General features: G+C 41.1%; 17 protein-coding genes. 8 read left to right on the forward strand and 9 right to left on the reverse strand.

The genetic code is table 11. The annotated features are described in order from the left end of the window. The first annotated feature begins 36 nt into the window (after positions 1-36). From Q0465_RS06990 to Q0465_RS07005, 4 genes are all read left to right on the forward strand, one after another. A complete protein-coding gene (locus Q0465_RS06990) occupies positions 37-1,566 on the forward strand; it encodes a RagB/SusD family nutrient uptake outer membrane protein (protein WP_298614441.1) in 1,530 nt (509 codons plus the stop codon). 19 nt (positions 1,567-1,585) lie between these two features. After that, positions 1,586-3,823 carry a hypothetical protein gene (locus Q0465_RS06995; RefSeq protein ID WP_298614443.1) on the forward strand — a complete coding sequence of 746 codons (2,238 nt, stop codon included), beginning with the start codon at positions 1,586-1,588 and terminating at the stop codon, positions 3,821-3,823. A 105-nt stretch (positions 3,824-3,928) separates the two neighbouring features. After that, positions 3,929-5,188: a hypothetical protein gene (locus Q0465_RS07000; protein WP_298614445.1), complete on the forward strand. Its 1,260-nt coding sequence runs from the start codon at positions 3,929-3,931 to the stop codon at positions 5,186-5,188. Positions 5,189-5,235: 47 nt separating this feature from the next. Next, positions 5,236-6,480: a hypothetical protein gene (locus Q0465_RS07005; protein ID WP_298614447.1), complete on the forward strand. Its 1,245-nt coding sequence runs from the start codon at positions 5,236-5,238 to the stop codon at positions 6,478-6,480. A gap of 91 nt (positions 6,481-6,571) precedes the next feature. Here the strand turns inward: Q0465_RS07005 and Q0465_RS07010 are convergent, their stop codons facing one another. Further along, on the reverse strand, positions 6,572-7,450 hold the full coding sequence (locus tag Q0465_RS07010) for an AraC family transcriptional regulator (protein ID WP_298614449.1): 879 nt from the start codon (positions 7,448-7,450) through the stop codon (positions 6,572-6,574). A gap of 220 nt (positions 7,451-7,670) precedes the next feature. Between Q0465_RS07010 and Q0465_RS07015 the strand changes: the two genes are divergently transcribed. Both Q0465_RS07015 and gcvP read left to right on the forward strand, forming a co-directional pair. After that, complete coding sequence (locus Q0465_RS07015; RefSeq protein WP_298614451.1) at positions 7,671-9,968, forward strand: GH92 family glycosyl hydrolase; 2,298 nt, start codon at positions 7,671-7,673, stop codon at positions 9,966-9,968. 234 nt (positions 9,969-10,202) lie between these two features. After that, the gene (gene gcvP / locus Q0465_RS07020) at positions 10,203-13,091 is read left to right on the forward strand and encodes an aminomethyl-transferring glycine dehydrogenase (RefSeq protein WP_298614453.1); all 2,889 of its coding nucleotides are present in this window, start codon (positions 10,203-10,205) and stop codon (positions 13,089-13,091) included. A gap of 203 nt (positions 13,092-13,294) precedes the next feature. Here gcvP and Q0465_RS07025 read toward each other — a convergent pair whose 3' ends face one another. Genes Q0465_RS07025 through Q0465_RS07035 form a run of 3 tightly spaced genes read right to left on the reverse strand, consistent with a single transcriptional unit; the run spans position 13,295 to position 15,330 of the window. Then, the gene (locus Q0465_RS07025) at positions 13,295-13,843 is read right to left on the reverse strand and encodes an RsmD family RNA methyltransferase (protein ID WP_298614455.1); all 549 of its coding nucleotides are present in this window, start codon (positions 13,841-13,843) and stop codon (positions 13,295-13,297) included. Beyond that, positions 13,834-14,673, reverse strand: a complete 840-nt coding sequence (locus tag Q0465_RS07030) for a DUF3822 family protein (RefSeq protein ID WP_298614457.1) — start codon at positions 14,671-14,673, stop codon at positions 13,834-13,836. Before Q0465_RS07030 ends, Q0465_RS07025 begins: the two co-directional genes overlap by 10 nt. Before the next feature lie 12 nt (positions 14,674-14,685). Further along, the gene (locus tag Q0465_RS07035; RefSeq protein WP_298614459.1) at positions 14,686-15,330 is read right to left on the reverse strand and encodes a hypothetical protein; all 645 of its coding nucleotides are present in this window, start codon (positions 15,328-15,330) and stop codon (positions 14,686-14,688) included. Between the two features lie 183 nt (positions 15,331-15,513). On the opposite strand from Q0465_RS07035, the gene Q0465_RS07040 reads away from it, so the two are divergent. Together Q0465_RS07040 and mtgA are read left to right on the forward strand one after the other, a co-directional pair. Then, the gene (locus Q0465_RS07040; protein ID WP_298614461.1) at positions 15,514-16,953 is read left to right on the forward strand and encodes an ATP-dependent RecD-like DNA helicase; all 1,440 of its coding nucleotides are present in this window, start codon (positions 15,514-15,516) and stop codon (positions 16,951-16,953) included. Between the two features lie 56 nt (positions 16,954-17,009). Continuing rightward, positions 17,010-17,717, forward strand: a complete 708-nt coding sequence (gene mtgA / locus Q0465_RS07045) for a monofunctional biosynthetic peptidoglycan transglycosylase (RefSeq protein WP_298614463.1) — start codon at positions 17,010-17,012, stop codon at positions 17,715-17,717. Positions 17,718-18,084: 367 nt separating this feature from the next. Here the strand turns inward: mtgA and Q0465_RS07050 are convergent, their stop codons facing one another. The 5 genes from Q0465_RS07050 to Q0465_RS07070 all read right to left on the reverse strand — a co-directional run bounded on the left by Q0465_RS07050 (position 18,085) and on the right by Q0465_RS07070 (position 24,066). Beyond that, entirely contained in the window at positions 18,085-19,830 is a 1,746-nt protein-coding gene (locus Q0465_RS07050) for a phospho-sugar mutase (RefSeq protein WP_298614465.1), read from the reverse strand. A gap of 200 nt (positions 19,831-20,030) precedes the next feature. Continuing rightward, positions 20,031-20,384: a 50S ribosomal protein L19 gene (rplS, locus tag Q0465_RS07055; protein ID WP_298614466.1), complete on the reverse strand. Its 354-nt coding sequence runs from the start codon at positions 20,382-20,384 to the stop codon at positions 20,031-20,033. 394 nt (positions 20,385-20,778) lie between these two features. Then, the gene (locus tag Q0465_RS07060; protein ID WP_298614468.1) at positions 20,779-22,476 is read right to left on the reverse strand and encodes a C69 family dipeptidase; all 1,698 of its coding nucleotides are present in this window, start codon (positions 22,474-22,476) and stop codon (positions 20,779-20,781) included. 129 nt (positions 22,477-22,605) lie between these two features. Beyond that, the gene (locus tag Q0465_RS07065) at positions 22,606-23,079 is read right to left on the reverse strand and encodes a DUF4293 domain-containing protein (RefSeq protein WP_298614470.1); all 474 of its coding nucleotides are present in this window, start codon (positions 23,077-23,079) and stop codon (positions 22,606-22,608) included. Between the two features lie 111 nt (positions 23,080-23,190). Continuing rightward, a complete protein-coding gene (locus tag Q0465_RS07070) occupies positions 23,191-24,066 on the reverse strand; it encodes a nucleoside phosphorylase (protein ID WP_298614472.1) in 876 nt (291 codons plus the stop codon). Positions 24,067-24,258: the final 192 nt, after the last annotated feature.

Below are 24,258 nucleotides of genomic sequence, written 5' to 3' on the forward strand. Positions count from 1 at the left end.
TTGGAAATAAAAACTGTTAAATAATATCGAAAAGAGATGAAAAAGATTTGTATTTATATTTCATTGTTTTGGATTGGATTAACTGCCTGTTCGGATTTTCTGGAAGAAAAGCCTTATGGAGTCTATTCCAACCAAAATTATTATAATACAGAAGCTGATGCTTTATCTGCTTTATTGTATGCTTATTCACCGATAAATTATATTGAATACGGTGCCCGTTTCCTCTTTTATCTGACAGATGTGACCACTAATCAGTATAAAAACTATGGAAGAGTGAATGAAACCAACCTTTATATCTGGGATTGTAATCCGAATACAGATGAATTCCTTTATTTTTTCAAATATGCTTATCTCAGTATAAACCGCGCTAATTCCGTGCTCGAAAATGTGGTAAAGATGAATAATATTGATCTTAAAAATAAGAACCAGATCTTAGGGGAAGCTTATTTTTTAAGGGCTTTTAATTATTTTATGCTGGTACGGACTTATGGAAAAGTGCCGTTGCGGGTAAAGTCTGTTCAGGGTTCGAATGAGACGAATGCTCCATTGGCTTCCATAGAGACGATTTATACTTTAATTATAGAAGATTTGGAGGCCTCTATTTCTTTGTGCGGGATATCCAAGCATCAGGGAAGGGCGGATAAAGTCGGGGCTCAGGCTTTACTGTCAAAAGTGTATCTGACATTAGCTTCTTCGAAGATGACAGGAGCTCCGGGTTATGAATGGGTGGAAGACGGAGAGGCCATGTATGCGAAAGCTGCCCAATATGCAGGGGAAGTTGTAAATGGACAAACCACTTATTCACTGGATCCCGATCTGTTACGGGTGTATGATGTAAATCATTTTATAGATGGCAGCGAACATATTTTTATCACTTCGATGAACCGGGAGGCAAGTGGTATGGAAGGAAGCTACTCCCAGACTCCTCAAATGTTTGGGATCAGTCTGCCGGTGATTTGGATTTCTTCTTCACTGACAGGTGGAGCGGGAGTTCAGAAAGTGATAGACGGGAATCAGTCTTGCTGGAGTGTTTTCCGGGTGGATGCTGATTTTTACGATACATTTGACGATCTGGATTTGCGGAAAAAGCTTATGGTTTCTACTATTTATAATGAGAATGGAACGGTTTTGGCTACCTGGAGCCGGGATAATATTAATAGTTCCAACCCGACGGAGAATGCTTTTTATCATCCGTTCTGCCGTAAATATACGGACCCCGCTTCTTTGTCAAACCGCACGAGTGCGAATATATATTTAATCCGTTTTGCAGAAGTTGCTTTGACTTATGCAGAAGCTGCCGGTCCTACACAGGAGGGCTATAAATGGGTGAATGCTGTACGGGAACGGGCTGGTTTAGGAGAATTGACTCCCGGTTTGGATAAGACAGCCTTTCGGGAAGCGATATGGAAAGAATTGACTTTCGAATTAGCCTTTGAAGGGCACGGGTTGTTTGAACTCAGACGAATCAATCGGGTGATGCAGGAAATTACCAATAAGCAGGTTAAGGAAGAATATGCTTATTTTTTCCCTATTCCCCAGCGAGAACAGGATTTGAATAAACAATAACAGGATTAATCTGATATTTATGATACGTTTAAAACAGAATTTAATAGGATTAGGCTTATTGGCTTTGCTCGCTTGGGCGTGTGATGACGATAAGATGGAACTGGAAAAAGGAAAAGACTACACTTTATCCTCTCAGGCAGATGTAGAAGCTTTTACTATAAAGGAGGATATACGTACCTTGACGATAGAAGGAGAAGATATTACTGATTTGTCTACTTTAACTTTTCAAAGTGTAAAATCTTTGATTATTCGCAATACCGGGATTACGGAACTTTCATTGCCTCATCTGAATGCTGTCACAGTGGCTTTTGTCATTCAGGAAAATGAAAAGCTGCAGGCGATAACGGGCCTGGAAGGGTTTAAATTTATGAATGGTAGTTTGAGAATTGAAGATAATATTGCTTTAGAAAGTATTGCAGGTTTATTGCATTTAAAAACTTTCCGGGGGAGTTTGACCGTGAGCGGTAATATTATTTTCGGGGAAGATAAAGCCGGAGCCCCCGATGAGTATGGTTTAATGGTCGTGAAATATCTTTTGGACAACAGTATCATAGAAGGTACGGTGACCTTGGCAAATAATCATCCCGGGGCAGCGACCGATCCCAGCCGTATCGGACAAATGGGAGCGGGGGATATTCTGAGCTATATTATCGGATCCCGTGGAGATGCTGAGAAATTTTTGCCGGCGAACGATACTGTAATGGATCTCACTGTACGGGGAAGTGATATCAATGATGCCGTTTTGGCGGGAGTTGCCAGTAAGATCAAAGTCGTGAAGGGAAAAATGTTATTGGAAAATACCGGAGTAACGAATACGGAAGGATTTTTCGATAAAGTGGAATGTCTGGGGAGTATTGTGTTAAAAGATAATGCAGCTTTGTATAACTGTAATGGGTTTAAAGGATATACTGTAATTGGAGGAGATCTGATTATTGAAAACTGTCCGGAAATGACTTTCTGGTCGGGAGCCGGCTTTAGTTTTATTACAGAAGTGAAAGGAAATTTTAAAGTAGATCCTGCTTCTACGCTGACCGAAGGAGGGGCTGGTTTTGCTGCTTTGAGTCGTGTCGGTGGAAATTTTGAACTGAATGGAGACCGGGCTAACAACAGAGGTGATTTGTGGAATTGTGATACATGGCTGGTGAGGGGAGGCGGTTTAAAATATGTCGGAGGTGATTTTATTTATATGAATCATTTAAAGGTAAACGGCTTGGGCGGTTTCCAGAATATACTGCATATCGGAGGCAATGTGACGATTATGAATAACGGAGGCGGAGAAGGCGTGGGGGATATCCCCAGGGAGTCTACGGATAATCAGGTCGGTTACTGTCTGATCAAAGGCTTTTTAGATTTCGGAATTGTCTCTCCGACGGCTACGATTACCTTGGTGAATACTTCAGGGGAAATTATCGATGTCAATTCCTTGTCCGCCTGTGGGGTTTCTGTACCTGATTATGTATTGAACGGATTAGAAGAAGTAAACAATTTTAATCCTTCTTCTTCTGTGATCGGTGATTTGACGATACGGGGTGCGGATGTAACAGACCATGCTGTCTCCTTCATTAAAACAAAAGTAACGACTATTTTAGGGACAGTGACAATAGAAAATACGGCTTTGACCACTACTGAGAATTTCTTTGAAGCCATCGGGTGTAAAGGGGGAATTGTACTCCGGAATAATCCTGAATTATTCAATTGTAACGGCTTTAAGGGATATACGGAAATAGGCGGAGACCTGATTATTGAAAATTGCCCGAAAATGACGTATTGGTCTGATATGACCAATGGTGCCGGGTTTTGTAAAATTTCCAAAGTAGAAGGTAATTTCAAGATCGACCCGGCTGTAACGATGTCAGACGGAGGTATCGGATTGGCTTCGCTTGCGTGGGTCGGAGGAGATTTTGAGTTAAATGGCGACCGGACACAGGGGAGTATTTGGAATTGGGATTCCTGGAGGGTAACAGGAGGAGGGCTGAAACATGTTGGAGGAAATTTTACCGTAAAGAATCATTATAAAGTAAATGGTTTGGGAGGTTTTCAGAATATTGAATATATCGGTGGAGACGTGACGATTATGGACAACGGAGGACCGGATGGATATATTCCTTTGCAGAGTACGGAAAATCAGGTTGGATTTTGCCTGATTAAAGATTTTCTGACAAAGGGTGTTCTGAAAAAGAGTGAACCGCAGATTCAATTGAGGCAATCTCCTGATTCCCCCTGGATTGATATTAATACTTTACAAAATTGTAATTGAGAGAACAAAGTATAAACGGAGAAAAGAATAAAAGCCGGAAATGTGGAAACGATGGGAAATGGAATAGGCGTAAGGCTTTTATTCTTTTCGGATAAAAAATAGAATATGAAAAAGTTAGGAATATTACTGTTACTGCTGTGGGCGATTTGTTCTTGTTCAGAAGAAGATCACACAGAGATACCGGTCCGGGTCATTCAGCGGGATTATACGTTTTCCGGTGGAAGGATCGCCCGGAATGTTTTGGAAAGTTATTTATCGAGAGCCATTACGCAATCCGAATTTTTAGCGAGTGAAGGTTTTTATAACGATGGCGTTTATGAGTGTCCTGAGGATGACGAGCGTATGTTGTTGAATATCGGTGCAAAATTTATTGGAAGAGCTTTATATTCCTGGGGCTTTGAAGATCATTTTAATAATCCGGAATGGTTAGGGAATGCTAAAGCTAAACTGGAACGGATGCACGCTTCCGACCCGGATCTGATTTTTCAGGCGGGTATTTTTGAAATCGTAACGGATAAAGTGAATCAGTTGGCTGTTCCGGATTGGGTATTTACAGCTTTTGGAAAGGCTGTGGAAAACCGGAATTTTAATTACGATGCCATGAAAAATCCGGGAGGTAGTGGTGTAAATCAATGGGGGAATGGAAGTATACCGGATATTACCCAGGAAGAAACCCGTATGTTTTTCTATTATATGGCTGTGCGTTATATGGAGATTGGTATAGAAGCCATTCATTTCGGGCAGGTTGAATTGATCGCTATGGGAGATAAAGAGAATCATTATGCCGCCTGGAAAGATTTGCTGACTAAAGTGAGGGAAGCTGCCGGGACAAAAGCTCGCCGGGGAACTGTTATATGTGATGGACATATGCCTGGCGGAGGTATTGTTGCCGACGGAGAATTATTATTTGATTTTGTATCTTTCCCTATGCGTATCAAAGAGATATCGGGAGATCCTGAGAGAGCGGAATTGAAAAAGTTTTATTTAGATGCCATTTACGGATTGACGAAGGGCGGGGTAACTCCATCCGGTTGGGTATGCGACCGTTGCCCTTATCTGGTAGAATTTGATAATTACGGGATAAGTTCGCATCCCGGGGTAGTTAATATTTCAGAACATTTTGTTTGGGGATATGACGAAATCAGTTGGTTTTATAAACAACCGGAGGCTTATCGGAATGAATTTTTGATTTATGCGGATCAGTATATAAAAAGGGTGGATCCGGTTGGGTTTATAGAAATGCCCGGAAGCCGGGTGGTGACTTTGGAAAATGGAAATACGCGTTACCGGGCCAATAGGGTAAGCGAAAGTTTACCTTCTGCACAATCACAGGAAGAAACCATTAAAGCGATTTGGACGGAATAAAACAGCTGTAAAGCTAAAATGTAAATTAAAAATAGTCTGTTGAAGATATGAGAATCAGAGAAATAATTGTTATCAGTTTAGGGATGGTCTTTTTATGCGGAAGTTGCACTTCCGCTTCGGAAAAGGCCTGGCAATTTGACGGAGGTATCAGCCGGCCGGTGTTGGAAAACTATTTAGGCCGGGCTGTAACTATGGCTGAATTTTTGACAGTTGATCCTTTTTGTAATGATGGAGCATATCCGAATAAGGAAGACGATATCCGGCTGATCAAAAATACAGGAGCTAAATTTATCGGCCGTTCTATTTACCGCTGGGGAGGGGAACAAGTGTTAAATGATCCGGCTTTTTGGCGAGGAGCCCGTCAATTGATTGAAAAAGTACATACTTTTGATAAAGACGTCATTTTTCAGGCCGGAACTTTTGAAGCGGTTACCCGGGAAGTGAACCTGCTTAAAATTCCGGATTGGGTTTTTATAGCGTTGGGTTTGCCGGTAGAGGAGCGGAATTTTTCGTATGAGATGATGTTAAATCCCGAAGGTAAATACGTCGGATTGTGGGGGGAAGGGAGTAGTGTACCGGATATTACCCGTGTCGAAACCCAGTTGTGGTTTATGTATCTGATCGGTTCTTATATTCAAATCGGATGTGAAGCTGTTCATTTAGGACAAGTGGCTTTAATCGGGATGAATGATCCGGATTTCGAGACCTGGCAGAGCTTTTTGAAAAAGGTTCGGGATTATGCCCGTCAGCACGCCCGTCGGCATTGGGTGCTCTTTGATGCTCATACTCCGTCGGGAGGTATGTTAGCGGGGGAAGTGAGTCTGCTGGATTTTAATTCTTTTCCGTTACGTATTAAAGAAATTCCGGAAAAACCGATGGAAGGCATGCTGGAAATGGGGCATTTGGATGCTTTGTACGGAAGAAGTCTGGGGTGTATTACGCCCTCCGGCTGGAGTTGCGAAGCTTTGCCTTATTTAGTAGAATTTGATAATTTTGGAATAAGTGATCATCCCGGGGTTGCAAATGTAAAAGATCATTATGTGTGGGGATATGATGAGATCACCTGGTTTTATTTACAGTCCTCTGCTTACCGGCAGCAATGGTTGAAATATGCTTATGATTGGCTGAGGGAGAATGATCCGAATGGGCATCTGGAGATGCCTGTGGCCCGTGTGATTTCGACCGGAAATTCCGCAGATCCCAAGACATGCAGGGGGAATACTCCCAGTGAAAAATGTCCGCAGGGAATGGGGGTTGAGGAGACTATAAAAACTTTATGGAATCGTAAATAAATTGTAAATCCTGAAAAAGCTTTTTTCTTTTGGATACCCGGAACAGTATCGGATTGAAAAGCTTTTTCAGGATATGATGTCAATTTTTCATTTAAAGGGGGATAGTCGAGTCTTTTATCTTTTTACGGTAGTCGCTGGGTGTAAATTGCATTTTTTCTTTAAATACGCGGTTAAAATTCGAAATATTATTGAACCCGCATTCATAACATATTTCTGAAACGGAATGATTCGTTTCCATGAGCATTTTAGTTGCTTTTTTTACCCGGTAGTTATTGAGATAATCCCAAAACCGGTGTCGTGTACGTTGTTTAAAGAATCGGCTTACAGAAGAAGGGGACATCCCGATTAAGGCTCCGATTTGTTCCAGCGTTATTTTTTGCTGATAATGACTTTCAACATATTGCATAATTTTATTAATGCGCCGGCTTTGTTGTATCGAAATCTCTCCACAGTCTTCCAGTTTTGCCGGGATAAGGACCCTTTGATTTTCCGATACAGCTAATTCGTTCAGAATTTCGAAAAAGAGAATTACGCTGCTGAAATCTTTCAGTTCCACCAATTTATACAGTTTTTCTCTCACACTGGCCGTTGCTTCTTCTGAAAACTGAATTCCTACAGCAGCTTTTTCCAGTAAATTTTTTATATCCCTGAATTGATGAGTATTTAAAATATCAGAATGCAAAAGATTTTTCCCGAATTGGATAATAATTCCTTCACAAACAGTGTCTTTGTAATCCTCTCCTCTTTTATAACAATGTAAAACATCCGGTCCGATTAACGATAAGTCCGATTTCCCGAAGTCTTCGACAAGATTTCCGACAGTCCTTTTCCCGCATATATGTTCCATCAGACATAGTTCGTATTCGTCGTGGAAGTGCAAGGGAAAATTCAACCGGTGATTCGGATGATACCTGATCCAGAATAAACTATTTTTTTCGAGGGGTGTTATTTCTTTTAGTACATATTTCATAGAAAAACTTTTATACAAATATAATGTCTCAATTGCTCATAGTCAATAGTTTTAACAAAAAATAGGTTTCAATATTTTATTGGTTTCTGTCATTATTTCATTAGTTTGTTGACTAAATATCTTGTATTATTGTCTTACAAAGAAAAAGAGTGCGGAAGTATCCGGGCAAAAGTGGGACAGGGGGGGATGACCTTGAACGGTGTGATTAAAAATAAGAATGATGAAAAATAAGTTTTGGAATATCGTATTCGTAAGTTGTATCGGCTGGGGAATTTTAACCGCCTGCCGGGAGGAAACCGGTGTCGGAAAATATGTAGATCCGAATATCGGGGGAGTGGCGCCTTTGTTGACAACGGTTGTACCTCAGGTACATCGTCCCCATTCTATGGTAAGGATTTATCCCTTGACAGAGCCCCGTTTAAATGACAGATATTTATCGGATCATTTGTATGGTATTACTTTAAATATGCCCCGTTATCGTCTGGGAGAGGTTACTTCTATAATGCCGACGGCGGGCAAGCTGAAGACCGGATTTAAAGAGAACCGTTCGTTTTACGACCACGACCGGGAAATATTGCACCCGTGGAAACACAAAGTGTTTTTGGAAGATTTTGGTATAGAGGCAGAGTGGACAACTACAGAGCAGACTTGTCTTTTCCGTTTTAATTATCCTCAGGGGCAGCCGGCTAACGTACTCTTTCGTATTCGGGGAGAAGGAGAACTGAACATCGAAAACCGTCAGGTTGTCAGTGGCTGGGAAGCTGTAGAGTATGCTCGTCAGTATTTTTATGCGGAAATAGATCAGCCTTATGCAGCAGCAGGGACCTGGAAAGAAAAGAGTATTCGGGATTCCCTGAGTGTAAAAGGAAAAGATATCGGAGGATGGTTATGCAGCGGGTCTTTGGCAAAAGCTGAAATCCGGGTTGGAATCTCTTTTATCAGTGTAGAGCAGGCCAGGAAAAATCTGGAGCGGGAGACCAGGGGAAAAACATTTGAAGAGGTGGAAAAAAACTCTCGTCGGATATGGGAAGAGGCCTTGTCAAAAATTAAGGTCGAAGGGGGGAGCGAACGTGAGAAAAGAATTTTTTATACCTGTTTATACCGTACATATGAGAGAATGGTGAACTTTTCAGAGGATGGGCAGTATTACAGTGGTTTTGACCGTCGTATACATGAAGATAAGGGCCGGTCTTTTTATAATGATGATTGGATATGGGATACTTACCGTAACTTGCATGCTTTGGGAATGATATTGGAGCCGGACCGGAAAGCGGATATGCTTCAATCTTATGTTGAAATGTATAAACAATGGGGGTGGATGCCTAATTTCCCCGAGTTGACAGAATGGAGCGGAGATTGGGTGGGTTCCTGGGCGGCTGTTTGGAAAGGTGAACCCATGATTGGGAATCACACTGCCAGTTTGTTTGCAGAAGCTTATCAAAAGGGAATCCGGAATTTTGATCTGGAGAAAGCTTACGAAGGTATACGTAAAAATGCCTTGGAGGGAACTATGGTTCCCTGGCGTTCCGGACCGGCAAGTGAACTGGACCGTTTCTATGCCGAGAAAGGGTATTTCCCGGCCCTGGCGCCCGGAGAAGATGAGCCTTACGCTTATGTAGATCATAAATGGGAAAAAAGACAGGCGGTATCCGTTACTTTGGAACAAAGTTATGACGACTGGTGTCTGGCCCAGTTAGCAAAGGCAGTGGGAAAACAAGAGGATTATAAAATGTTGATGAAACGGTCCCGGAATTATCTCAATCTTTGGAATGCAGCTATCGGATATTTTGCTCCTAAAAATGAAAAGGGTGAGTGGATAGAAAACTTTGACCCGCAGTTATGTGACGGGTTTGGTGCAAGAAGTTATTTTGCCGAAGTAAATGCCTGTGTACATGTTTTTCATGTGCAGCATGATATCCCGGCTTTGATTAAACTAATGGGAGGGGACAAAAAATTTGTAAAGCGTTTGGATGAAGTGTTCAATGAACCATCGGTCATTGATAAATGGCAATTTATGGGACGGATGCCGGATGCTACCGGACTGCATGGAATGGTTCCTGTCGGAAATGAACCGGCTTTCCATATCCCTTATCTGTATAATTATGCCGGTGCTCCTTGGAAAACCCAGTACCGTACACGGCAGCTGGCAGAATTATGGTTTGATGACCGGCCTGGCGGCCTGCCTGGGGATGAAGACGGAGGAGCGTTGTGTGCCTGGTATGTTTTTACGGCTATGGGTTTTTATCCGGTAAATCCCGTTTCCGGAGAATATGCGATCAGTAGTCCGGTTTTTCCCCGCGTAGACATCAGCTTACCGGACGGAAAGACTTTTACTCTCCTGGCAAAAGGATGCTCCGGAAAATGTAAATATATACAAGCTGCCCGTTTGAATGGCAAATTATATAACCGGGCTTTTATTTCTCATGCCGATATTATGAAAGGTGGGGTGCTTGAATTAGAGATGGGAGAAACGCCTAATAGGGAGTGGGGAACAGAAAATTCACAAGGGAAGAACTGAGGAGATAATCGGTTGCAATTTAGGGGAGTTCTTGCAATGAAAGTAGTAAACTCCCTGTTTTATGATGGATGAGTTTAAAAGGGAAGCAGAAGAGCAATAGAAAAATTCCAGATTGTCTTTTCTGTTCCCTTTTTGTTTTTTGTTTTTTCTTTTTGTCCCTATGATAATTATCGTTAATTTTACAGTCGCGAAATTTAAAACGTTTTCAAAATAGAAAATAATAAATCATAAGGCATGGCAACAGAAAAATTTTTATGGAGGCATATCGGGCCTCGTCCTGAAGACATCGATGAGATGTTAAAGGTTGTCGGGGTGCATTCTTTAGAGGAATTGATTGAACAGACAGTTCCTGAGTCTATACGATTAAAGGGGAACTTGGATTTACCCGCACCGCTTACTGAAGCTGAATTTTTTAACCGTATCCGGGAAGTGGCTGCAAAAAATAAGATTTATCGGTCTTTTATCGGGCAAGGATACTATGATACTATATCTCCGGCTGTGATTATCCGGAATATCTTGGAAAATCCGGCTTGGTATACATCCTATACTCCTTATCAGGCAGAGGTATCTCAGGGACGTTTGGAAGCTTTGTTGAATTTCCAGACAGTGATATTGGAGTTGACAGGAATGGAAATTACCAATTGTTCTCTATTGGATGAGGCAACGGCTGCAGCTGAAGCGATGCAAATGATGTTTGCCTTGAGGAACAAGGATAAGAAAAAGAGTGGTGCCAATAAATTATTTGTAGATAATCAGGTGTTCCCTCAGGTAAAAGATGTTTTGATTACCCGTTCAGCTCCATTCGGTATAGAGTTGGTATATGGGGATTATGCCTCTTTTGAGTTTACGCCGGAAATATTCGGTGCTATAATACAATACCCTGCAGCAGACGGGCAGGTACGGGATTATAAAGCGTTTGTTGACAAAGCACATGAAAACGGAGTTTTGGTAACAGCGGATGCTGATATTATGAGTTTAGTATTATTGACACCTCCGGGAGAATGGGGAGCAGACATTGCAGTCGGTTCCACACAGCGTTTCGGAATCCCTATGGGATACGGTGGTCCCAGTGCTGCCTATATGGCTACCCGGGAAGAATACAAACGGAATATACCGGGGCGTATCATTGGGGTGACGATTGACGCACAGGGAAATAAAGCTTTACGACTGGCTCTGCAGACCCGTGAACAGCATATTAAACGGGAAAAGGCTTCTTCTAATATTTGTACGGCCAAGGCTTTGGATGCTACGATGGCTGGTTTTTATGCTGTTTATCACGGAAAAGAAGGTCTGGAAAGAATTGCCAAACACATTCATTCTGCAGCAGTTATCCTGGCTGAGGAAATACAGAAATACGGTTATACGCTTAAAAATGAAAAGTTTTTCGATACACTACGGTTCAATTTGCCCAATGGGGTAAAGGTGGAAGATATCCGCGACCGGGCATTGGAAAAGAAAATAAATTTACATTATACTGATTGTTGCTGTGGCGAAGCTGCAGTGGGGTTGTCTACTGACGAAAAGATCAACGAAGCTGAAATCAATACTATTATCCGGATTTTTGCAGAAGCTGCAGGTAAAAAGGCGGAACATGCTGAATTTTTGGATGAACGGACGGTGTTGGATCCGGAGATGATCCGGGACGATGATTTCCTGAATGAACCGGTATTTAAATTATACCATTCTGAGACGGCCATGATGCGTTATATGAAAAATCTCGAAAGAAGGGATATTTCTTTGGCTACATCCATGATCTCTTTAGGATCTTGTACGATGAAGCTAAATGCTGCTGTTGAAATGTTACCTTTATCCTGGCCTGAATTTGGAGCCATACATCCTTTTGTGCCTGTATCTCAGGCAGAGGGATATCAGCAAATGATACAGGAAACGGAAGCCATGCTGGCAAAAGTAACCGGTTTTGCCGGTTGCAGCTTACAACCGAATTCCGGAGCTGCCGGTGAGTATGCTTCATTGATGGTAATTCGCCAATATCATATTTCCAGGGGAGAAGCGCATCGTAACGTAATGCTGATTCCGGCTTCTGCCCACGGAACGAATCCGGCTTCCTGCACTATGGCTGGTTTTAATTTATTGGTTGTAGCGAGTACTTCTGAAGGGAATATCGATGTTGAAGATTTCAGGACAAAAGCGGTAGCCCATAAAGATCAACTGGCAGGAGCCATGATTACTTACCCCTCTACTCACGGTATTTTTGAAGAATCTATCAAAGAATTGGCAAAGATTGTCCACGAAAACGGTGGGTTACTGTTTATGGACGGGGCCAATATGAACGGACAATGCGGTTTGACAAGTCCGGGCACTATCGGAGCAGATATCTGCCATTTGAATCTGCATAAGACGTTTGCCATGCCTCACGGAGGAGGAGGGCCGGGGGTAGGCCCGATTTGTGCAGCAGCTCATTTAGTGGACTTTTTACCGACCCATTCCGTTGTAAAAACCGGTGGAGATAAAGGGATACATGCTGTTGCGGCTTCTCCTTACGGGTCCGTAAGCTTAATACCTATTACTTACGGTTATTTGTTGATGCTGGGAGGTGAAGGATTGAAAATGGTTACTCAGATGGCCATTCTGAATGCGAATTATTTGGCATCTTCTTTTGAAAAACTTGGGTTTAAGATTTTGTATAAAGGTAGTAAAGGCCGCGTCGGGCATGAAATGATATGGGATTGTACGTCTTTTAATAAAGAATACGGAATATCAGATCTGGATATTGCCAAACGACTGATGGATTTCGGTTTCCATGCTCCTACCTTGTCTTTCCCCGTTCACGGTACTTTAATGGTAGAACCTACCGAAAGTGAACCGAAAGAAGAATTGGACCGTTTTATCGAAGCGCTGAAGACGATACGGGATGAAATTCTGGAAATAGGAGAAGGTAAGGCTGACAAAACGGATAATGTCTTGAAAAATGCTCCTCATACCCATAAGGTGCTGACTGCTGATGAATGGACACATGCTTATCCGCGCAGTAAAGCAGCTTATCCTTTGTGTTGGGTGGCTGAAAATAAATTCTGGCCGCAAGTGGGACGTGTAGATGATGGTTATGGGGACCGGAATTTGATTTGTTCCTGTCAAGCTCTTTATGAAGAAGCTGATATATAGTTAAAGTAGCGGTTGCGTTCGCAACAGTATACGGAAAACGTCCGGAAAGATTGTTTAAGGCATAGATTTATGCCCCTTTAGAGGGCATGAGTAAGACAACAGGTATCGTGCCCCGAACATTCTTTCCGGACGCTTCTTTTGGAAGTCCGGTATCCTCCTACTTCCTCTGTGGTAAATATTTCAGGCGTTTTTTGTAAAAATGATCAGAGGGATTGTTTTTTACGGAATAAAGAAAAGTTTACGCTTCCGTATTTCCGTTTTTCGTAAAAATAGGGCAATGCCGAATAATCTACAGATGCCGGGTGTTCTACAACGGCAATGCCTGTTTCTGCCAGTAAATCATTTTCAAAAATGCATACCGGAACTTGTCCTATGTCAGGAAGGTTATAGGGAGGATCAGCGAATATAAGGTCAAATTGCTGTCCTTTCAGTTTACGGCAGGCCAGAAATGTATCTGTTTTATAAACTTTCATGGCAAGGAAGCCTAATTCTTTGGACATCCGTTTGATAAAAGCAAAATGATTATAGTTTGATTCGATTGCAATAATTTCGCTCGCTCCCCTGGAGGCAAATTCATAACTGATGCTGCCCGTACCGGAAAACAGATCCAGAACGGTGATTCCTTCAAAATCGATGTAATTACTCAATACATTAAATAGATTTTCTTTTGCAAAATCCGTAGTCGGACGAGCTGTGAAATTTTTGTCCGGAATGATTTGCCGGCCTTTGTGTGAACCGCTGATTATTCGCATACATCTATATTTAGAAAATGGACAAAACAGGAACTGTTTAATTTTTCATCGTTCAACAATCGGTTGAGACGGGTATCTTTTAGAACCGAGAGATTCGGGATATACGTGTTTAAGGTGTGGAATAGTTTCGGATCATTTACCAGTTCTCCGGAAATAGTTGTTTGTACCGTATCTTTATTGACTGTCATTCGTTTTAGGCTGTTCAATATATGAAACACGATATCAGGAATGGAACGGTAGGAGAAAGTATTGAATAAGACGATTTTTTTATTGCGTATAAATAAGAGGTCAAAATAGCGGTTTTGAATATCGACAAAAAGGTATTCCTGTTGAAAAACAGCTGCTGCAAGCGAATGGACAATAAAAGGATAAGCGTGGTTTACCATGACGGCTGCAGGGAAATGCTCTTTCAGGAAAGTCAAAAATTGGACAGGATGGGATTCTACAAAATAACTTTCCGTGTGAGAAAGGCTATGGGCGAGGAATTCCTCTTTTTTTTCAACAGGAAAGCAAAGCCGGTATAATTCAGCCACCTGATCTTTATGGAAAGCAGAAGCAGGAATTAAGGTCTTTTCTTGTGCACAAAACAGAAGATAAACTTTCTGGTAAGGTAAATTCAGAATTTCTTCAGTAGTCAGTATTTGATGAATTTTTGAGAAGCTTTCTATACGGGATTCCGGGCGATAAGTCTGGTGAGAGAATACCAGTAACTGACCGGATCTGTCGTGTATGCAAAATGAAAGTCCATCCGTTGCAAAACGGATGGACAAACTATATTGAATCGAATTCTCTTTTACAAAATGTTTATCTGAATGATATAAATTTTGCATGTAATCTGTTCATTATTCCCAGTTTCCTACATTATTGTTGGCTTCTTCTAAGTCCCCTACTTTCAGACCAGGATATTTTTTCAAACGCAATCTTTCTCCGTTTTCTTCCAGAATCTGTTCGTGATATTCTCCGTCAATATCTTCGAAAATTTTGTCATTTGAAATACGGGCTTCAAAAACCGGAACTTCTACACCGGAATCGGTTTTAATTTTCCCGGCTCCCATTTTAAATTCATATTTTTTGTTGGTAAACGGTACATATTTGATCATATCAATCGGGTAAGATTTTCCAAAGGTATTTTCCAATGCGTTTACCTGAATTTTCTCACGGATAATCAATCCTTTCTTGATTGCTTCTGCTTCCGTCATACCGGCTTCCAGTTGTTCGTCCGTCAAAGTACCGATAGAACGGACAATCGTTACAGAATCGTATTTCATGAAATGAATCAACGAATCTAAACTGGGAGTATATCTGCCGTATACACTCCGGAAAGCATCTTGTGCAGTGCGGATGTCTTTCAGACGTTGAATAATCTTTTCGTACCTTTGTTCCTTAATAGCTTTGAAACGCTGAGGTACCATGATGCTTTCATAGCATTTATAGCCGAGGAAAACAATCAGAATTACTAAAAGAATCTGAATAATTAGTTTTTTCATATTTAAGTTATTTTGTATATTAATTACGTTAAACAATTCTTTCCCGTTGTAGCTCTGAGCTATTAATCGTATATTTACACTAAATTTCAAACGATGGAAAACGCAACTTCAAAACTTCATTCCTGCTCGCAAATTTAGAAAAAAAATTAAATTAAAGACCATATTCGTCGATTAAATTTACAGATGATAGAAAAACATTTTGAAGAGATTGTATTAAAGTATTTTGATTTTGAATTCTCCCCTACACAAAAAAGTGCAATAGGGGAATTCGTACGTTTCTTTTTTGAGCGGGATGAGGAGAGTTTGTTTATATTGAAAGGCTTTGCCGGGACAGGTAAGACATCTTTGGTCGCAGCTGTTGTAAATGCTTTATTATCTTTTAATTATAAAGTCGTCTTGCTGGCTCCGACAGGGCGGGCGGCTAAGGTATTTTCCGGTTATGTCGGACAGCCGGCTTTCACGATTCACAAAAAAATTTACCGGCAAAAATCGGCTACTGAAGGAGAAGGTATTTTCGATCTGGGATTTAATGGTGGAGCTGATACATTGTTTTTTGTGGATGAAGCTTCTATGATAGCCAATGTAGGGGAGGAAAGCAATTTCGGTTCGGGGCGTCTGCTGGATGATCTGATGGAATATGTGTACAACGGAAGGAACAACCGTTTGGTGCTGATTGGAGATGTGGCTCAGTTGCCGCCGGTCGGTTTGGAAATCAGCCCGGCATTGGACCCTGTACAGCTTCGTTCGCTTTATCATTTGAAGATTTACGAGTCCCTGCTGACGGATGTCATGCGTCAGGCGCAGCAGTCCGGTATTTTATATAACGCTACTGTGATCCGGCAGCATATCGGGGAAAGTGCGGTGGAAGGCGCATTGAGGATAACTGCTTTTCCGGATGTGTACCGGATTAACGGGGGAGAATTATTGGAGGCAATAGACGATTGTTATGGAAAATACGGACTTGACGAGACGATAGTCGTCTGCCGGTCGAATAAAAGAGCTAACCGTTTTAATGAGGGAATACGCCGGGCTATTTTATACCGGGAGGAGGATTTTAGCAGTGGAGACCGGATTATGATTGTGAAAAATAATTATTATTGGGGAAAGGATTACGAGCATATTGATTTTATCGCTAATGGAGACATGGCGACGGTGAACCGGATAGAAAAGAGGACCGAATTGTATGGTTACCATTTTGCCCGGACGGCTTTGCACATTGCGGGTTATGAGGAGGAAATCAGTGCTTGGGTAATTCTCGATACGCTGACTTCCGATGCTCCTGCTTTAACGTATGAGGAAAATCGGAATTTTTACAACCGCATTGAAGCGGATTATGCTGATTTAACTTCCAGACGGAAAAGATTTGAGAAAGTACGGGAAAATGAATTTTTCAATGCATTGCAAATTAAATTTGCTTATGCCGTGACATGCCATAAAGCCCAGGGCGGTCAATGGGATGCTGTTTTTATCGATCAGGGATGGATTACAGAAGAAATGATGACATGTGATTATTGGCGGTGGTTATATACGGCTGTGACGCGGGCCCGGAAACGTCTTTATTTTATCAATTTCAAAGAGGAATTTTTTGAAGATCAGACTGAAACAGGGAGAATTTATAAGTAGGAGGAAGAAAGGGGCCAATTTTAATATTAATATATATTCCTGATTTTATGAAGAGTATGAAAACAAGAAAAAAATCCCTTATCAGACGCTTGTTCGCTTGGATCCGGAATCTTGTTTTGGCTTTTTTTGTATTGAGTTTATTTGCTGTCATTTTATATAAATATATACCGGTTTATATTACTCCTTTGATGTTGTTGCGTACAGGGGAACAACTGTGGAAGGGAGAAGATTTTCATTTGGAGCACCAATGGGTGCCTTTGGAGAAAATTTCTCCTGCTTTAATTCAGGCGGTGATTGCTTCCGAAGATAATCTCTTTTTAAATCACAAGGGGTTTGATTGGGAACAGCTGGAGAAGGCGATGGCTGAAAGCCGGAAAGGTAAAAGGCAGAGAGGTGCCAGCACTATTTCACAACAAACGGCTAAAAATGTTTTTCTTTGGCCTTCCCGTTCCTACTTCCGGAAAGGATTGGAAGCTTATTTTACAGTGTTAATTGAATGGATCTGGGGAAAAGAACGGATTATGGAAGTATATCTGAATTCAATTGAAATGGGAAAAGATATATACGGAGCGGAACGGATTGCCCGTATAAATTTTTCGAAACCGGCACGGCAGCTGACCTCTTCTGAAGCGGCTTTGATTGCAGCCACCTTGCCCAATCCTTTGCGTTTTAGCTCTGCCCGTCCTTCGCCTTATATACGGCAACGTCAGGCAGCTATACTGGATTTAATGAAAAAAATCGGCCCTGTAAAATTGTCCCCTTAATTGTAATCCGGATTTTTCAATTATTCACTTCCCTTCGGTATACTATTTTCTTTCCGTTCTTGCTTGCCGGGTTCGCTGATTCATAAAGCAGGAATCATGGTAAATGTATTAAATACTCGCGTATTATATTGAATTTTATGGATAAAACTATATCTGCCTTTAGACAGATCCGTTCGGATTTTCTGCCTTTCAGAAGGCAACATGCCTGTTCTATAGGGAAGTTATGTATTGAAACGAAGAAACCCTGGAAGCCAACTGCTTCCAGGGTTTCTTTAAAAATGATTCACGGACTTTGATTATTTCAATTTTTATGGAAGAGGAGGGTCTGCTGATCAATTTAATAAAAGTATAATCCTTTATTGATTTCTTAGCAGATCTTTAAATCTTCGACGATTCCTTCTATTTTTTTATTGGCAATTTGCTGTGCTTTCTCAAAATCTTCAATGCTTTTCATTTCAGCTCTGGCCTCAAAATAAAATTTGATTTTAGGTTCTGTACCGGAAGGCCGTACAGAGATTTTGCAACCGTCGGCCAGGAAGAACTGGAGTACATCGCTGGTTGTGGGAAAATCCATGGAAGTTATTTTGCCGGTATTCAGGTCCGTGGCTTTCAAATCGGCATAGTCTTTTTTGATGACAACACGGCTTCCGTTAATGCTTGCAGGAGAATTATGCCTGAATTCCGACATCATGTTTTTGATTTCCTGGGCTCCGCTCAATCCTTTTCTGACGATGTATATCATTTTTTCTTGTGAAAAACCGTATTCTGCATAAATTTCTTTTAGCAGGGTGAAAAGGTTTTTACCCTGGTCTTTGGCCCAAGCTGCAATTTCTGCCATCAGGGAGGTAGAAGATACGGCATCTTTATCCCGGGTAAAAGAACCGGGCATAAAACCAAAAGATTCTTCGCCTGCTCCAATATAACCGTCAGCTCCTTTTTTCCGGATCATATCGGCTATCCATTTGAATCCTGTATATACGTCATAACAAGGGATACCATTTTTTTCGGCAATTTCTTTAATGAGTTCTGAGGTGACTATGGTTTTGATCGTGTATTCGTTTCCTTTAATCAGTCCCAGTTCCTGCCGGCGGCGGATAATATAATAGGTAAAAATGATATTAGTCTGGTTCCCGTTGAGCAATATCCATTCTTTGTGATCGTTTTGGACAGCGATTCCAATGCGGTCCCCGTCCGGGTCGCAGGCCATTGCCAGATCAGCATTTATTTCCCGGGCTTTATCCAATGCCATTTTGAAAGCAGCGGGTTCTTCGGGATTTGCAGAAGCGACTGTCGGAAAATCTCCGTCGGGAATCATCTGTTCCGGAACGGTAGTTATATTTGTAAAGCCCCAGTTTCGTAAAGAAGCCGGTACGAGCTCGTAAGTCGTTCCGTGCAGGGGGGTAAACACAATTTTTAAATCGTGTTGATGCTGGATAGCTTCCGGGGAAAGACTTAACGTTTTTACTTTGGCTAAGAATTTTTGGTCTATATCTTTTCCGAGAATGATGATCTTATCTTTCACCGGTGTAAATTTGATATCGGTGACTTTTATTTTTTTTACTTCTTCAATTACATTTTTGTCGTGGGGGGGAACCAATTGGGAACCGTCTTCCCAGTATGCTTTATAGCCGTTATATTCTTTGGGATTGTGGGATGCTGTGATAATTACTCCTCCTTTACATCCCAATTCCCGGATAGCAAAGGACATTTCTGGAGTAGGACGGAGGTCCTCAAATAAATAAGCTGTAATGCCGTTAGCAGAAAAAATAGCTGCTACCGTTTCAGCAAAGTATCTGGAATTATGCCGGCAGTCGTGTCCGATACATACTGATTTGTGCGGATCATCCGGGAATGCTTTGTTAATGTAATCGGCAAATCCCTGAGTGGCTGCTCCAACCGTGTATATATTCATCCGGTTTGTTCCAGCCCCCATGATGCCTCTTAAACCTCCGGTACCGAATTCAAGATCATTGTAAAAAGAATCAACCAGTTCCGTAGCGTCTGCCGCATCCAGCATTTTTTTTACGGCTTCGCGGGTTTCCTGGTCATAAGCATCGTTCAGCCAGGCTTCAGCCTTAGCTTTGGCAGTCTTGATAATTTCAGTATTCTCCATAATTCCTTCGTTTTATATTGATAAATAGTTTGTATGTCTTCCGATTATACGGATTCTCTTCACAAATAGGATAAAAATCCAGCAGACTTAAAAAGCATTTTAATTTGGAGAATGAATAAACATAAAACTCCAATTTTTCTACAAATTTAAAAAAAATAAAAAAAGCCCTGCATTGCAGAGCTTTTATTTTCTTAAAAGGATTAAGATCTCTTTTCCTTGATTCTTGCTTTTTTACCCGTGAGTTCGCGGAAATAATAAATTCTTGCCCGTCTGACTTTTCCGGTTTTGTTTACTTCAATTTCTTTGATGTAAGGAGAATTCAACGGAAAAATTCTTTCTACACCTACGTTACCAGACATTTTTCTTACCGTAAAAGTCTTATTTTCACCTGCTCCTTTGATCTGAAGAACAACGCCCCGGAAGATCTGGATTCTTTCTTTGTTTCCTTCAATGATTTTGTAATGTACGCTGACTGTATCACCAGGGGCAAATGAAGGATGCTCAACTTGATTTTCGTTTGCAAATGCTTGCTCTGCAATTTTAATTAAGTCCATTTTTTTAGTTTTTAATAATTTTCCGAACGCAATATTACTACCTGAGCTTTTTGTAAGAGATTACGTACGTTGCCTGTTTTTAATATTCTGACGGGCCTCCAGGTACCCTTATATTATTCAATTGGGCAACAAAAGTAGAGAAATAATTTTGGATTGCAAAATATTTCCCAGGATATATTGAGTATTCCGGTGTTTAACTGTAAAAATATATAAAAGACGAAAGATACTTTCTGTTCCTGCCCGGACTTTTACAATAATCCCCTGATCCCGGAACCAACGGTACTGACTGGTTTGTCAGAAACGCTGGTTCGGTTTATCGCTGATCTACCCTTCCGCTTCTGGGAAAAGTATCCGGCAGATTGTAGAAAGTTTCGACTTTTAAACAGTTTTACTGTTATTCGACTACTTTTTGTTTATCTCCCATATAGTCAATAATTGTACGGAGATACCAGGCCGGAAGTGGAGGATTTTCGACTTTGGGATTTTTTTGTCCCGGTATAGCTGTTTTTATATTCCCGTCCATATAGCGGGTGAAAAGATAACCGTAAAAATCCCTCCAGGTATTTACTAACTGGTTACCCGTATTGCAGGAAAAATCAGTCAGGTAGGCTACTGCCAGCTTCGGGTCCTGTGCAATAATACTCATGGCTGCAGCATCTGTCATCTGTACGTAAGCTTTGTATTGGGTCTCCAGGGCTTTTTGTTTTGCCCGTATATCCGGATGAATGACATTATAGCGGGTGTAGGCCAGGTTCGTAACCTGATTGAATACCCAGAAAGCAGCTTTATTGGTGAACTCCATCATGCTTCCGTTCCCTACGGCATAGGCGTAAGGAACTTGGGTAGCAGAAGTGTACATCGGGAAATAGACCGTACTGGCTGCGTCATCTACGCCAAACCAAATGATGCCTCCTATTTCATCCGGTAACCAGCTTCGGCTCTGGCTGACAAAAGTAAAGCCTGTCTGTTGTGTGGCTGTTGCGCGTTCATTTACATAAGTAACAGTGTCTACTTTATAGTTCATCGGCCTCCAGCGGTAAGGACATTCATACGGACCTGCTCCCGGGTCTTTCCGCATATCCAGCTCAGTACCTTCCAGATGATTCCGCATAAAATCCATGATTTCCAGTACATCGACTTTCTGATTCGGTTTTATCCATAACGGCATACGGTTTAAGGCATAACCTTTTTCGTCTCTCTGGATATTTGTGCCTTTGGCATATTCCCAGTATTTTGCCATATCGGGGTTTAATTCGTTGAAAAATGCCCATACCCGGATTTCACAGGCCCTTGCCCCGCTGAAATCTACCGGTGCGTAAGTGTCGGAAAAACTAAAGTCTGTATTTTTATCCGTTTGCGGGTAAAAACCCTTTTGTTTGGCAAAAGAAATCACATCTTTAGCATATACCGTCGTGATCTCCTTATTGAAAATATCTTTGATTTTTTCCGAAGAAATGGAAGTCCGGCCTTCTAAAGGAAAAGTCGTGATCCGGGCTTGATTTGCATGTGCACATACATATCCGTCAGGAACCATCCGGGCTACCCAAACAGCTCCTTTTTCTCCTTCTCCTTTGCCGATCATTTCCATGATCCATACTTCATTCGGATCACTGATGGAAAAAGATTCTCCTTCGCTTGCATAACCGTAATCTTCTACCAGGTTTGTCATCACCAGGATGGCTTCCCGGGCATTTTTAGCCCTTTGAAGGGCCAGGTAAATTAAACTGCCATAGTCAATAATAGCCCCTTTTTGCGAAGAAAGTTCATGCCGGCCTCCATAAGTCGTTTCTCCTATAGCCAACTGATGCTCGTTCATATTACCGATTACATTGTAAGTATGCCGGACTTGGGGAATTTTACCCAGGTATTTCCCGGTATCCCATTCGTAAATTTCGACCTCACTGCCTTCCGGCCAATCTGCTGCCGGCCAGTGATAGAGTTCTCCATATAATACATGGGAATCAGCAGAATAAGTAATAACTGTAGAACCGTCTTTCGTTGCCGACTTTGTAAATAAAAAATTTGTGCAGGCCCATACCTCAGACACGCTCCCGATTAATATTAGAAGTACTAAGAAACTTAATTTACTCATGATTTATAATTTAGATTTGTTATTTAGACGAATCGTCCTTGTTGTACTGATTTTTCGGATCTTTATATCCGGACGCTATTATTCCTTCCTTTTTATCCGGTTTACCGGATGTCTTCTTTATCTTTCTACTTAGCGGATTCTATCGTAGGATTTCAAGGTCGAAATATCTTTTATAATGCCTCTCATGGCTAACCATGTAAGGATAATTCCAACAATGGGAAAACAAAAGCCTAATTCGATATGCCAGTTGCCTGTCGGCTTTACAATATTATAAGCCTGTGTGGAAACAAGGACAATCAAACCGATCATCAGAATAATATTGACCAGGCACATGCGTAATTGCAGTAATTGCTTTTTGTATAAAAAAATTGTAATGAAAGCCAGTCCTGTAATAATAATATTGAGTATCATGGAAAACCAGTTATAGGTGATAAACACAAAAGGATCTCCGGCTTGTATATATTTGGTGGTATAAAATAGAAAGAACGAATTTGATTCGATTGAATTCTGCGGAATTTCTAATTGAATAACCGGTAGGAAAAATAAAAGTCCGGTAATAACAAAAGTCAGAAATAGAAAAACGGATTGTAATCTTTGTATCATAATCGTAAAAGTTTAATAACTTCCAGGAATTAAAAAGTATCAGAAATATTAATAATCCGGATGATCTTTTTACTGTTTCCGGAAGAACATTGTTTTATAAAATATTACCGGTTAAAGGGTCAGTTTGTCTAATGTATAAGTGATTAATTTGTTCATATTACCGTGATAGTCTGCAGAAGCAGCTCCGGTCATTCTGTTGGCAATAATGAGGCAGATGGTAGCTGCATGATGGCCTAATAGATTGCAAAGACCTGTAATGGCTGCACTTTCCATTTCATAATTAGTTACTTTATAATCCTTATACCGGAAAGCTGTAATCCGGTCGTTGATGCCCGGCATAGCCAGAGGTAAACGCAATACCCGTCCCTGAGGCCCGTAAAAACCGACAGCAGTCAAGGTGATCCCTTTCGTCGTTATACCCTCTGTGTGCAGACGGGATACTAATAAAGGAGAAGCATTTACTACATACGGGTGGGCAGCTTCCGGAGTCCATTGACAATGCTGTACAAAAGCTTTTTCGAAATCCTGATCACATACTTGTTGGTTGTTTCCGTAAAAACGGAGCACACCGTCGCACCCTATGCTTTTTTCTGAAATGACAAAAGAATCGACGGGTATATCTGCCTGTACCGAACCGGATGTACCGATACGGACAATGTTCAAACTGCGCTTTTCATTCCGGATCTCTTTTGTTTTTAAATCAATATTTACTAATGCATCCAATTCATTTATCACAATATCGATATTATCCGGTCCGATTCCGGTAGATAATACGGATAATCGATGATTTTTATACGTTCCGGTAATGGTATAGAATTCCCGGTTACTTTTTTTCACTTCAATAGAATCGAAATGTGTCGCAATTGTTTCAACCCGTCCCGGATCTCCTACCAGGATGACGGTATCCGCCAGGTCTTCGGGCAATAAATGCAGGTGGAATATACTTCCATCTTCATTTGTTATTAATTCTGAAGATTTTATCGACATCGTTTTTATTTTAAAAGTTGGTTTTCACCTTTCTGTCTGGTTTCCCGGACATTTTATATTTATAAAACAATGAAAGCGTTAATAGCCTTCTTTTTTACCCTTTTTTATTTGCAGCTCAAAAATAAAAAGGTTTGAGGGATAAACAAAATAAACGTCCGATAAATGTTTAAAAGTTTGGATGTTCAAAGAGTT

Source organism: uncultured Odoribacter sp. (assembly GCF_937966165.1).
Lineage (GTDB): Bacteria > Bacteroidota > Bacteroidia > Bacteroidales > Marinifilaceae > Culturomica.